Origin of the sequence: Streptomyces toxytricini (assembly GCF_014649915.1) — a bacterium.
GTDB lineage: Bacteria > Actinomycetota > Actinomycetes > Streptomycetales > Streptomycetaceae > Streptomyces > Streptomyces toxytricini.
The window spans coordinates 53,163-65,348 of sequence record NZ_BMTY01000009.1 but is presented as its reverse complement, the minus strand read 5'-3'; the positions used below and the strand labels follow the sequence as shown (position 1 = coordinate 65,348).

Annotated in this window: 11 protein-coding genes; 6 read left to right on the top strand and 5 right to left on the bottom strand. The window is 75.2% G+C overall.

Annotated elements, in window-relative coordinates; translation table 11 throughout:
* The first annotated feature begins 165 nt into the window (after positions 1–165).
* On the top strand, positions 166–552 hold the full coding sequence (locus IE170_RS13140) for a type II toxin-antitoxin system HicB family antitoxin (RefSeq protein ID WP_189809532.1): 387 nt from the start codon (positions 166–168) through the stop codon (positions 550–552).
* A gap of 227 nt (positions 553–779) precedes the next feature.
* Here IE170_RS13140 and IE170_RS13135 read toward each other — a convergent pair whose 3' ends face one another.
* Complete coding sequence (locus IE170_RS13135; protein ID WP_189809688.1) at positions 780–1,706, bottom strand: cyclase family protein; 927 nt, start codon at positions 1,704–1,706, stop codon at positions 780–782.
* A gap of 107 nt (positions 1,707–1,813) precedes the next feature.
* On the opposite strand from IE170_RS13135, the gene IE170_RS13130 reads away from it, so the two are divergent.
* From IE170_RS13130 to IE170_RS13120, 3 genes are read left to right on the top strand one after another with little or no spacing between them, the layout of a single operon-like run.
* Positions 1,814–2,740 carry an SDR family NAD(P)-dependent oxidoreductase gene (locus IE170_RS13130; protein ID WP_189809531.1) on the top strand — a complete coding sequence of 309 codons (927 nt, stop codon included), beginning with the start codon at positions 1,814–1,816 and terminating at the stop codon, positions 2,738–2,740.
* A gap of 14 nt (positions 2,741–2,754) precedes the next feature.
* A complete protein-coding gene (locus tag IE170_RS13125) occupies positions 2,755–4,011 on the top strand; it encodes an acyl-CoA dehydrogenase family protein (RefSeq protein WP_189809530.1) in 1,257 nt (418 codons plus the stop codon).
* 4 nt (positions 4,012–4,015) lie between these two features.
* Positions 4,016–5,080 (top strand): Zn-dependent alcohol dehydrogenase, encoded by a 1,065-nt coding sequence (locus IE170_RS13120; RefSeq protein ID WP_189809529.1) that lies wholly within the window; start codon positions 4,016–4,018, stop codon positions 5,078–5,080.
* 49 nt (positions 5,081–5,129) lie between these two features.
* Here IE170_RS13120 and IE170_RS13115 read toward each other — a convergent pair whose 3' ends face one another.
* On the bottom strand, positions 5,130–5,735 hold the full coding sequence (locus tag IE170_RS13115) for a flavin reductase family protein (protein ID WP_189809687.1): 606 nt from the start codon (positions 5,733–5,735) through the stop codon (positions 5,130–5,132).
* Between the two features lie 259 nt (positions 5,736–5,994).
* Here IE170_RS13115 and IE170_RS13110 point away from each other — a divergent pair, with 259 nt between their 5' ends.
* Positions 5,995–6,792, top strand: coding sequence for a VOC family protein (locus IE170_RS13110; RefSeq protein ID WP_189809528.1), 798 nt, complete (start codon positions 5,995–5,997; stop codon positions 6,790–6,792).
* Positions 6,793–6,813: 21 nt separating this feature from the next.
* Here the strand turns inward: IE170_RS13110 and IE170_RS13105 are convergent, their stop codons facing one another.
* From IE170_RS13105 to IE170_RS13095, 3 genes are all read right to left on the bottom strand, one after another.
* Positions 6,814–7,668, bottom strand: a complete 855-nt coding sequence (locus IE170_RS13105; RefSeq protein ID WP_229884713.1) for an enoyl-CoA hydratase/isomerase family protein — start codon at positions 7,666–7,668, stop codon at positions 6,814–6,816.
* Positions 7,669–7,697: 29 nt separating this feature from the next.
* Positions 7,698–9,932, bottom strand: a complete 2,235-nt coding sequence (locus IE170_RS13100) for an acetate--CoA ligase family protein (protein ID WP_189809526.1) — start codon at positions 9,930–9,932, stop codon at positions 7,698–7,700.
* A 258-nt stretch (positions 9,933–10,190) separates the two neighbouring features.
* Complete coding sequence (locus IE170_RS13095) at positions 10,191–11,492, bottom strand: flavin-containing monooxygenase (protein WP_223856235.1); 1,302 nt, start codon at positions 11,490–11,492, stop codon at positions 10,191–10,193.
* Between the two features lie 176 nt (positions 11,493–11,668).
* Here IE170_RS13095 and IE170_RS13090 point away from each other — a divergent pair, with 176 nt between their 5' ends.
* Positions 11,669–12,121 carry a DoxX family protein gene (locus IE170_RS13090; protein ID WP_189809686.1) on the top strand — a complete coding sequence of 151 codons (453 nt, stop codon included), beginning with the start codon at positions 11,669–11,671 and terminating at the stop codon, positions 12,119–12,121.
* The last annotated feature ends 65 nt before the right edge of the window (positions 12,122–12,186 follow it).

Here is a 12,186-nt window from a genome sequence, read left to right as displayed (position 1 = left end):
GGCACTCGCCTGGTCGTCCCGCGGCACAATGAGATCGCTGAAGGGACCGCTCGATCCATTATTCGGGCGGCGGAAGGGGTGTGATCGATGACCGGTGGGGTCTCGACCGCACCGGTTCCGAGGACCCCGCCTTCCCACCCCAGGGGCGGTCAGGAAAGGAGAGGAATGACCGAGTACCGCGCGACCGCGCGTCATGACGGAAAGTGGTGGTCCGTTTCCTTCGACAACCTGCCGAAGGGATACGGCGGCGCCACCCAGGGCCGCACGTGGGCGGAGGCCGAGCGCATGGCCAGAGAAGCCGTGGCCTTGCTGCTCGACGTCGACGAGGACTCGTTTGAGCTTGCGATGCGCCCGGCCGACCCGACCATGGCCGCCTTGATCGTTGAAGCGGAGAGGGCCAGGGAGGAGGCGGAGCAGGCCGCGGCGAGGGCGCGCAAGGCCTTGGTCGCAGCCGCGGTCGAACTCACCAAGACGGTCACCGTGAGGGATGCGGGTGCCATGCTGCACGTCTCCTACCAGCAGATCGCAAAGCTGGCACCCAAGGCGAGTTGACGCTCCCTGGCGGAGGAGGCGGCGTTCTCCGGCTCGGATGGCGGGATGGCCGTCCTTGAGGAGGGACTTGGCGCGAACCGGGGCCAAGGCTGTGTACCGCACGGGTCTCTGGTCACGGGGGTTGGGGACGGTGCGTCCCTTCTCTGCGGGCAGTACGAGGCTGCCGTGTCACGGCCGCCGGTTCACCGGCTTGCAGGTCGGCCGCAGCGGGGCGGGCCGGCCGCCGGTCACAGGATCGCGACCGGGGCGACCGGGGAGCCCACCGCGCCCACGAACGGCTCGGGGACCGCGGTGAGGAGGAAGGCGTACCGGCGCGCTTCTGCACAGGCTGTGGACAGCTCCTCCAGGTTCCAGTTCTGGCCCTGGTGCATGCCCATCTCCACCAGGTGCAGGGCGTGGACCGGGAGCCAGAGGCCGTCGATCTCCGGGGGGAAGACCTCGAAGGTCAGGGTGTCGTCGGCGACGGCCGCCACGTCCCGGGCGTGGAACCACTCCGGGGTGCGGATCGACAGGCCCGGGGACGGGAAGGCGTAGCCGTGGCGGTCGCCGGCCAGGCAGAGGGCGATCTGTCCGGTGCGGACGAGGACGATGTCGCCCGGGCGGACTTCGGTGCCGGTGAGCGCCTCCGCCTCCGCGAGGTCCTCCGGGGTCACCGCGTGCCCGCCCGGCAGGCGGTCCACGCCCTTGGCGCGGGCCACGTCCAGCAGGATGCCGCGGGAGACGATCGGGCCGGCCTTGTCGATGCCGCTGAACCGCGCGCGGCCGTGGGCGGTGATGGTGGCGGCGGGGCGGCCGTTGTAGATGCGGCCGGAGTGGGAGACGTGGGTGAGGGCGTCCCAGTGGGTGCCGGCCTGGAGGCCCATCGCCACGGTGTCGTCGCTGCACGCCACGCCGCCGGGCCCGAAGAGCTCCTGGTTGATCTGGACCATCGTGTGCAGCGGGTTGATCCGGCCGGGGATCAGGCCCGCCTGGACGCCGTCCTCCTTCAGCGGGAGGGCGAGCGGGATGCGCCGGCCCGTGCGGACCTCGGCGGCCGCCGCCCGGACGACCCCGTCCGTGATCAGGTTCAGGGTGCCCCTCTCGTCCTCGGCGCCCCAACGGCCCCAGTTGTTGACGCGCTTGGCGATCTCGTGGAACTCGGCGGGCAGGGCCATGGTCCTCATCAGCTCCTCGCGACGGGGGGCCACGGGGGCTTGTGCACCCGTGTCCGGCTGCCCATAAAATCTAACGGTCCGTCAGAAACCGCGGGAAGGGGTCCGGCGTGGGGAACTTCTTGGCAGGCAAGGTCGTGGCCGTCACCGGCGCCGGGCGCGGCATCGGCCGCGCCGTCGCCCTCTCCGCGGCCGCCGAGGGCGCCAAGGTCGTCGTGGGCGACCACGGCGTCGGCATCGCCGGCGGCGACCCGACCGGCGAGGTCGCCGAAGCGGTCGTGAAGGAGATCCAGGCCGCGGGCGGTGAGGCCGTCGCCGTCACCGACGACATCTCCACCATGGACGGCGGCAGCCGCCTCGTCGACACCGCCCTCGCACGCTACGGCCGCATCGACGGCGCCGTCTGCGTCGCCGGGATCCTCCGCGAGCGGATGCTGTTCAACATGTCCGAGGAGGAGTGGGACCCCGTCATCGCCACCCACCTCAAGGGCACCTTCACCGTCTTCCGCGCCGCCTCCGCCGTCATGCGCCGGCAGGGCTCGGGCACCCTCATCGGCTTCACCAGCGGCAACCACCAGGGCTCCGTCGCCCAGGCCAACTACAGCGCCGCCAAGGGGGGCGTCATCTCCCTCGTCCGCTCCGCCGCGCTCGGCCTGCACAAGTACGGCATCACCGCCAACGCCGTCGCCCCGGTCGCCCGCACCCGCATGTCCGCGAACGTCCCCATGGAGCTCAAGGAGATCGGCGAGCCCGAGGACGTCGCCGCGCTCGTCACCTACCTCCTCAGCGACAAGGCCGTCGCCGCCGGAGGGGAGCGCATCACCGGCCAGGTCTACACCGTCGCCGGCCCCAAGATCGCCGTCTGGGCGCAGCCCCGCGAACTGCGCGCCGGCTACGCCGACGGCCCGTGGACCCCGCAGCGCATCGCCGACTTCCTGCCCGGCACCGTCGGCACCGACCCCATGCCGATGCTCGCCCAACTCGACGCCATGGCCAGGGCGGCGGCCGCCAAGGAACGCCCCAACGCCCGGCCGTAGGGGAGGCCTTCACCGTGGACTTCGCCTTCGGCGCCGACGACGACGCCCTGCGCGCCCGCGCCCGCGCCTGGCTCACCGGGCACCTGGTGGGCCCGTACGCCCGCGCCGCCGGCCTCGGCGGGCCCGGCAGCGAGCACGAGGAGGTCGCGGCGCGCCGCGCGTGGGAGCGCGAGCTGGGCCGAGCCGGTTGGATCGGCCAGGGCTGGGACCTGCCCGCCGGGGCGTACGGGCAGCAGCGGCTCTCCCCCACCGGGCAGGTCGTGTGGGCGGAGGAGTACGCCGCGCTCCGCGCGCCCGCCCGGGTCGGCCACATCGGCGAGAACCTCCTCGCCCCCACCCTGATCGCGCACGGCACCCGTGAGCAGCAGGACCGCTTCCTGCCCGGCATCGCCCGCGGTGAGGAACTGTGGTGCCAGGGCTACAGCGAGCCCGGCGCCGGCTCCGACCTCGCCGGGGTGCGGACCTCGGCCGTCCGCGATCCCGCCGACGGGCTGTGGCGGGTCACCGGCCAGAAGACGTGGACGTCCCTCGCGCGGGACGCCGACTGGTGCTTCGTCCTGGCCCGCACCGACCCGGCCTCGCGGCGCCGCCGCGGCCTGTCCTTCCTCCTCGTGCGGATGGACCAGCCCGGCCGCATCGAGGTGCGGCCGATCCGGCAGATGTCGGGGACGTCCGAGTTCAACGAGGTGTGGTTCGACGGGGCCGTCGCCGCGGCGGTCGTCGGCGGGGAGGGCAACGGCTGGGCCGTCGCCACCGGCCTCCTCGCCCTGGAGCGCGGCGTGTCCACCCTGGTCCAGCAGATCGGCTTCGCCGCCGAACTCGACCGCGTCCTCGCCGCGTACACCGCCCGCACCGGCCCCGCGGAGGGCGGCGGTGCCGCGGGCGGCGGTGCCGACCCCGTCCTGCACGACCGGCTCGTACGGCAGTGGGCGGAGCTGCGCACGATGCGCTGGCATGCCCTGCGCACCCTGGCGGCTTCCACGTCCCCGTCCGGACGCGCCCCCGCCGATCCCGGCGCGCCCAGCGTCGCGAAGCTCCTGTGGGGCGGCTGGCACCGCCGGCTCGGGGAGCTCGCGGTGGCGGTCCGCGGCGCCGCGGCCGCAGCCGGGGCGGTGCCGTGGGCGCCCGGGCTCCCGTACGAGCAGGGGCTCGGGGAGGACCAGCGGCTGTTCCTGTTCAGCCGGGCCGACACCATCTACGGCGGCTCGGACGAGATCCAGCGGAACATCATCGCCGAGCGGGTGCTCGGCCTGCCCGGAGAGGCACGGTGAACGCATGAGGGGCGTCGTATTCGACGGCAGGGAGGTCCGGGTCGTCGACGACCTGGAGGTCCGCGACCCCGGCCCGGGGGAGGTGCTCGTCGCGGTGGCCGCGGCCGGGCTGTGCCACAGCGACCTGTCGGTGGTCGACGGGACGATCCCCTTCCCGCGGCCGGTGGTGCTGGGCCACGAGGGCGCGGGCGTCGTCGAGGCCGTCGGGGCCGGTGTGGCGCATGTGGCGCCCGGGGACCACGTCGCCCTGTCCACCCTCGCCAACTGCGGGGCCTGCGCGGACTGCGACCGGGGCCGGCCGACGATGTGCCGCAAGGCGATCGGCATGCCGGGGCGGCCGTTCAGCCGCGCCGGGAAGCCGATCCACCAGTTCGCGTCGAACTCCGCCTTCGCGGAGCGCACGGTGGTGCGGGCCGTGCAGGCGGTGCGGATCCCCGAGGACGTGCCCCTGACCTCGGCGGCCCTGATCGGGTGCGGCGTCCTGACGGGGGTCGGGGCCGTCCTCAACCGGGCGCGCGTCGGGCACGGCGAGACGGTCGTCGTCATCGGCACCGGCGGGATCGGGCTGAACGTCCTCCAGGGCGCCCGGCTCGCCGGGGCGCGCACCGTCGTCGCGGTCGACGCGAACCCGGCGAAGGAGGCCGCGGCCAGGCTCTTCGGTGCCACCCACTTCGTCGACGCCTCCGCCGGCGGCGCCGAGGCCGCCGTACGGGAGGTCCTGCCGACCGGCGCGGACCACGCCTTCGAGTGCGTCGGCGACGTCGGCCTGATCCGGCAGGCCGTCGACCTGCTGGACCGGCGCGGGCAGGCCGTGCTGCTCGGGGTGCCGCCGGCGACGGCGGAGGCGTCCTTCCGGGTGTCGTCGATGTACCTCGACAAGACGATCATGGGCTGCCGGTACGGGTCCTCCCGCCCGCAGCGCGACATCGCCCTCTACGCCGACCTCTACCGGCAGGGCCGGCTGCTCCTGGACGAGCTGGTGAGCGCGGCGTACCCCGTGGAGGACTTCGCCAAGGCCGCGGACGACGCCCGGCACGGGCGCGTGGCCCGCGCCGTCCTCACCTTCTGAACGCCCGGTGGCGGCGCCCCGGCCCGCGCGGGCCGGGGCGCGGTGCGTTTCAGCCGGTGAAGCGGCCGAAGCGCCCCCGGTGGAACAGCAGCGGGCCGTCCCCGCCGGGCGCGCCGAGCGCCTCGACCCGGCCGACGACGATCAGGTGGTCGCCGCCGGTGTGCACGGCGTGGACGCGGCAGTCGATCCAGGCCGGGACGCCGGCGAGCAGCGGCGAGCCCGTCGCGGGCGCGGGCGTGTGCGCGACGCCGGCGAACTTGTCGCCGCCGCTGACCGCGAACCGCCGGCACAGCGCGCCCTGGTGCTCGCCGAGGACGTTGACGCAGAACGCCCCGGCGCGGGCGATCCGCGGCCAGGTCGTGGACGTCCGCGCCACCATGAAGGCGACGAGCGGCGGGTCGAGGGAGAGCGAGGCGAAGGACTGGCAGGCGAACCCGGCGGGAGCGCCGTCCTCGTCGGCGGGGGCGGTCACGACGGTCACCCCGCTGGCGAAGTGCCCGAGGACGGCCCGGAACTCGGCGGGCCCGACGGGCGCGCGCTCGTCCGCGCCGACGGCCCGCAGGTCGGCCCGGGGCAGCGGGGACGGCTCGCGCGCGGTGGCGGCGGCGGAGGCGGAGCCCGCGGACCTGAGGTATCGGACGACGGCGGCCGCCATCCCTGCGTGTCCCATCACAGCACCGATTGAAACTGACGGGCAGTCAGATAGGAAGGGGCGTGGACCCCGGATCCCGTACGCCGCCCGGACCCGGCCCGCGCGGTGTCCGCCGTACGGGTGAACCGGGCCGGCGGGCCCGCCCGGCGGGTCGGGCGCGCCGCGGCCGCTGGGCAAGGTGGCCCCGAACCGGAGGGGCCCCGCGCCGCCCGAACCCGACCCCGACCCGTCCGCGAACCGTGCCGCACCCGCAGGAGGAACCGTGCTCGGAACCGACTTCACCCATGGCTCACCGAACTGGCTCGACCTCGGCAGCCCCGACACCGCCGCGGCCGGCGCGTTCTACCGCCGCGTCTTCGGCTGGGACTACGAGCCGGGCCCCGCGGAGGCCGGCGGCTACGGGTTCTTCCGCATCGGCGGCAGGACCGTCGCCGCCCTCGGCCCGCTGACCGAGGAGGGCGCGGCCTCCGCCTGGATGGTCCACTTCATGACCGAGGACATCCACGACACCGTCCGAGCGATCGCCAACGGCGGCGGGCGCATCCGCATGGAGCCGATGGACGTGATGGGCGAGGGATGGCTCGCGCAGGCCACCGACCCGCAGGGCGCCGAGTTCGCCCTGTGGCAGCCCGGCAAGACCCGCGGCCTGGAGGTGGCCTCCGCCGAGAACAGCCTGCTGTGGGCCGAGCTGCACGTGCCCGACCCGCTCGCCGCCCTCGACTTCTACGGGGGCGTCTTCGGCTGGCGCAGCCAGGAGATGCAGACGCCCGGGATGACGTACCGCGTGCTCAGCGTCCGCGAGGGAGACCAGGAGCGGGCCTCCTTCGGCGGGGTCGCCCCCATGGGCGACGCGGCCGGCGGCGACCAGGGCGGCGAGCGGCCCCGCTGGGTGCCCTACTTCCACGTCGCGGACGCCGACGCCACCGCCGCGGCGGCCGACCGCGCCGGCGGGAGCACGCTCATGCCGCCGGTGGACGTCCCGGACGTCGGCCGGATCGCCTGGCTGGCGGACCCCTTCGGGGCGGTGTTCGCCCTGCTCAAGCCGGACCCGCAGATGTAGCGGCGCGCGGAGCCCTCCGGGTCAGCGGCCGAGGAACTTCGGCGTCCGGCGCTCCACGAAGCCCGCCACGCCCTCGGCCGCGTCGACCGTCGCCATGTTGATCTCCTGCGCGGCCGCCTCCGCGGCCAGCGCCGCCGCCCGGTCCCCGTCCAGGGAGGCGTTGACCAGCTGCTTGGCCAGGGCGATGGCCCGCGTCGGACCCTGCGCGAGCCGCTCGGCCCACTCCCGCGCACACCGCTCCACCTCCCCGTCGGGCACGACCCGGTTGACCAGCCCGAGCCGAGCCGCGTCGGCGGCCGGGACGGCGTCCCCGAAGAACATCAGCTCCTTCGCCCGCTGCGGCCCCACCAGCCGCGGCAGCAGGTACGCGCCCCCGCCGTCGGGCACCAGGCCGCGGCGTACGAACACCTCCACGAAGCGGGCCGACTCTGCCGCGACCACCAGGTCGCACGCGAACGCCAGGTGCGCCCCGATCCCGGCCGCCGTCCCGCCCACGGCGGCGACCACCGGCTTCTCGCAGTCGAGCACCGCGGTGACCAGCCGCTGCGCCCCCCGCCGGATCATCCGCGCCACGTCCCCGGCGACCCGCTCGCCGCTCCGGCCGCCCCCGCCGCCCGTACGCGGGCCGGCCCGCAGGTCGGCGCCCGCGCAGAACCCGCGGCCTGCGGAGGTGAGGACGACGGCGCGCACACCGGGGTCGGCGGAGGCGGCGTCGAGCAGCGCGATGAGGCGCTCCCGCTGCTCCCACGTGACGGCGTTCATCGCCTCAGGGCGGTTGAGGGTGATCCAGCAGACCCCGTTCTCGATCCGGTGCAGCACCTGTTCGTCCAGGGGGCGCCCGGCGGCGGGCCCGGCGGCCCGGGAGGAGTCGCTCACGGCCCTCGGCTCCGATTCCCCGCGGCCGGTCACCGGCACACGGCCAGCGCGTCCAGCGCCACAGCGCCCTGCCCGCGCGGGAGCACCATCAGCGGGTTGACGTCGAGCTCCGAGAGGACCCCGTCCAGCTCCATCGCCATCCGCTGCACCCGCAGCACGACCTCGACGAGCGCGTCGGTGTCGGCGGGCGGCGCCCCGCGCACCCCGTCCAGCAGGGCCCGTCCGCGCAGCTCGGCGAGCATGGCGCGCGCCTGGTCCTCGCCGAACGGCGGGACCCGGACCGCCGCGTCGTGCAGCACCTCGACGAGGACCCCGCCGAGCCCGACCGTCACCGTCGGCCCGAACAGCTCGTCCCGGGTGACGCCGACGACCATCTCGACGCCGCGCTGCACCATCTGGCAGACGAGGATCCCGTCCAGCGGGGCGCCCTCGTAGCGCGCGATGTCCGTCAGCTCCCGGTAGGCGTCCCGGACCTGGCTCGCCGAGGTCAGCCCGATCTTCACCAGGCCCAGCTCCGTCTTGTGCGCGAGCTGCGGGCCCGACGCCTTCATGACCACCGGGTAGCCGACCAGGCCGGCCGCCCGCACCGCGGCCGCCGCGCTCGTCACGAGCTGCTCGCGCGGTACGCGGATCCCGTACGCCCGCAGCAGCTGCTTGGCGGCGTGCTCGCTGAGCTGCTCGCCGGGCCGCATCAGCGCCTGCGCCTTGCGGTACGAGGGGGAGGGGGTGCGGGGGGCGTCGGCGAACGGGGAGCGGTAGCGGGCGGTGAAGCGGTGGTGGTCGAGGTAGGCGCGCACGGCGGTGATGCAGTTGCCGAAGGTGCGGAAGGTGGCGACGCGGGAGGAGCCGAGGAGGGTGGTGCGGTAGGCGTCCTCGGTGCCGACGGGGGAGCCCCACACGACGCAGACCGGCTTGTCGGTGTGCTCGGCGGCCTCGACGAGGTCCCGGACGAGGCGGTCGCTCAGCGGCGGGAACGGCCCGGTGATCGGGCAGACGAGCACGCCGACGGACGGGTCGGCGAGGATCGCGTCGATGATCTTCCGGCCGCGCTCGTCGCCGACGGGGTGGCCGCCGCTGTCGATCGGGTTGGCGGTGCTCAGGTACGGCGGTATCCACTGGTGCAGCTCGTCCTGCCGGGCCTGCGGGAGGGCCGGCAGGTGCAGTCCGGCCGCGGCGGCCAGGTCGGCGAAGTGGGCGCCGGTGCCGCCGGAGATCGAGTAGACGGCGACGCCGTCGGCGGTGGGCGGCTTGGCCCGGGCGAGCAGGGCGGCGGTGTCCTGGAGTTCGTCGAGGCCGTCGACGCGGATGACGCCGAACTGGCGCATGGCGGCGTCGACGACGTCGTCCGCGCCGGTCAGCTTCCCGGTGTGGGAGGCTGCGCTCCGGGCGCCGGCCTCGGTGCGGCCGACCTTGACGGCGACGACGGGGACCTTGTTGCGGGCGGCGCGGTCGGCGGCCAGCAGGAAGGACCGGCCGTCCTTCAGCCCCTCCACGTAGGCGGCGATGGCGCCGACCTCGGGGCGCTCGGCGAAGTAGGAGAGGAAGTCGGCGGTCTCCAGGTCGGCTTCGTTGCCGGTGGGCGCCCAGTGCGACAGCCGGATGCCGAGCTCCTGGAGGGCGTACACGGGGCGGCCCTGGTGCCCGGACTGGGTGATCAGGGCGATCGCGGGGCCCTCCAGGTCGTCGCGGAACTCCTCGAAGGCGTTGAGGTTGGTGTTGGGGCCGAGCAGGCGCAGCCCGGAGCGGCGCACCGCGGCGGCGAGCCGGTCCTGCGCGGCGGCGCCCTCGGCGCCGGTCTCGGCGAAGCCGGAGGCGAACGCGACGGCGAACTTCACCTTGGCCTCGGCCAGCTCCTCGATGACGGGCAGCGGGTCGGCGACGAGCAGCACGGCGAGGTCCACCTGCTCGGGCAGCGCGCCGACGCTCGGGTGGCAGGGGAGCCCGTAGACGGCGGAGCGGGCCGGGTGCACGGGGTGGATGCGGGCCCCGACGCGCTCGGCCCAGTCGACGAGCCGGCGGGTGATCCCGGCGGCCGGCCGGCCCTCGGTGTCGGAGGCGCCGACGACGGCGACCGATTCGGGCCGGAAGAGGCGGTCCAGATCGGGCACGTCGGAGTGCAGCGGCCGCCCGCTCACATCGAGCGGGACGGCGTCCCCGGCGGACGCGGGGGCGGTGCAGTGGACGGCCGCCCGGGGGGTCTCCCCGCAGGCCTCGACGCGCGCGCGGAAATCGGTGGTGAGGGTGCCGTGAGTAGATCCAAGCATCGCTTCGCCCGCTCCTGCTCGATGGAACTCGGCAACTGACGAGTAGTCAGATTCAGACTACTGAACTGATGAGCCGTCAGGAACACTGCTGCGCGCGAAAGTGGTGGAGGTGGTGTGGGGAACGCTCCCAGACCGCGAACGACTGGTCCAGGCCCCGATTCGGCCGAGCTTCACGGCGGCGGGCGGCGGGCGGCGGGCGGCGGGCGGGCGCCGCGGGCGGGCCCCGCGGGCGCGTGGCCCGCCTGCGCCCGCCGGGGTTCAGGCCGGCGGGTCCACCGGCGGCAGACCCGTGTCCGGCAGTCCGTCGTCCTGGGGGCGGCCCTTGCCCGGTGGGCGGATTCCGAGGCGGCGGGACAGGGCCGTCGCGATGCGGTCGGCGTCCAGGGACAGCTCGCGGAGCATGCCGCTGATCGGGTTCGTGTAGCCCGTGAAGTGCAGGCCCGGGGCCTCGCGGAGGGTGCGGGCGCCGTGCGTGCGGGGGCGGCCGCGGCCGTCCAGTACGCCCAGGTGGCCGACCAGGGGCTGCAGGCCGCGCCGGTAGCCCGTCGCCGCGATCACCGCGTCCGGTGAGATGCGCGAGCCGTCCGCGAGGACGACCTCCCCGCCGTCGAACGAGGCCACCGCCGCCACCGGCTCCACCCGGCCCGCGCGCACCGCGTCGATCAGTCCGACGTCCTGCACCGGGATCGCCCCCTCGCGGACCCTGCTGTACAGGCCGGTCGACGGGCGGGGCAGCCCGTACGCCGACAGGTCCGGGACCGACACCCGGGCCACCACCCGGCCCAGCCGGTCCACGACCCGCACGGGCAGGCGCCGGACCAGGATCCCGGTGCGCTGCGCCGGCCATCCGAAGGTGGAGCGGCGCACGAGGTGCGGGGCGGTCCGCACGGCCAGCCGGACCCGCGCCGCGCCGCCCTCGGCCAGGTCGACGGCTATCTCGGCACCGGTGTTGCCCGCGCCGACCACCAGCACGTCCCGGCCGGCGTACGGGCCCGGGTTGCGGTAGTCGCGGGCGTGCAGCAGCCGGCCCCCGTACGCCTCCCGGCCCGGCCAGTCGGGCAGCGCGGGCGTGTGGTTGAACCCGGTCGCCACGACCACGGCGCGCGCGGCCAGCACCCGCCCGCCGGTCGCGTGCAGCAGCCAGCCCGGGTCGGGCGCCTCCGAGGTGCCGCGGCGGCGGCGCCGTCGTCGCGCCGGCTTGCCGCCGGCGGTGGGATGGGCGGCGGCCGCCTCCGGGGTCGCGCGCTCGATGCGGGTCACCTCGACGCCCGTGACGATCTCCAGCTCGTGGAACTCGGCGTATTTCTCCAGGTAGCGCACGACGTCGTCCCGCGACACCCACCGGCCGAAGCGGCGCGGCATGGCCAGCCCGGGCAGCGCGGACAGGCGGCGGGTGGTGTGCAGGTGCAGGCGGTCGTAGTGGCCGCGCCAGGAGGCTCCGACCTCGTCGGCCTTCTCCACGACCACGGCGCGCACCCCCCGGGCCCGCAGCGCGGCGGCCGCGGCCAGGCCGCCGGGGCCGGCGCCTATGACGTAGACGGGGCGGGGCTCTGTGGACATGTCTGGGGCTGTGGGGACTCCGGGCATGAAGTGTGAGCGTATCGACACACACGGTTGATGGGTCTCGGACGAGGAGGGAATCGATTGCGGATCGGTCACGGCCTTGCGGGATCGCCGCCGATCCGCTGAACTGACGTACCGTCAGATTGTGTGGGCGGGTGGAGACGGAGGTGCCGATGCAGACGATGTGGCTCGGCGGTGCCGAGTGGCTGGCCGTGCTCCGGATCGGCCTGGGCCTGTGGTGGCTGGAAAGCTGGCGGCACAAGGACAGGAAGGGCTGGTTCGAACGCGGCACCGGCATCGCCTGGGCCGCCGACGTCGCCGCCAAGCACCGCTGGCCGTTCGTGCAGCGCGGCTTCGCCGCGGTCGTCCGGCCCAGGGCGCGCCTCATGGCGTACGTCGTCGTCTACGCCGAACTCGCCCTCGGTGTGGGACTGGTCCTCGGCGTCCTCACCCCGATCGCGCTCGCGGGCAGCCTGCTGCTGAACCTGCTCTACCTGGTGCTGATGATCCACGACTGGGCGGAGCAAGGACAGAACGCCATGATGGCGCTGATCGCCGCCGTCGCGCTCGGCGCGATGGCGTGGCAGACGTGGTCGGTGGACGCGGCCCTGGGGTGGTTCCTGTGACGGCGGGCGCCGCAGGGGGCGGGGCCGCTGCGGGAGCCGGGGCAGCGGGCGGCGGGCCGCCGTGC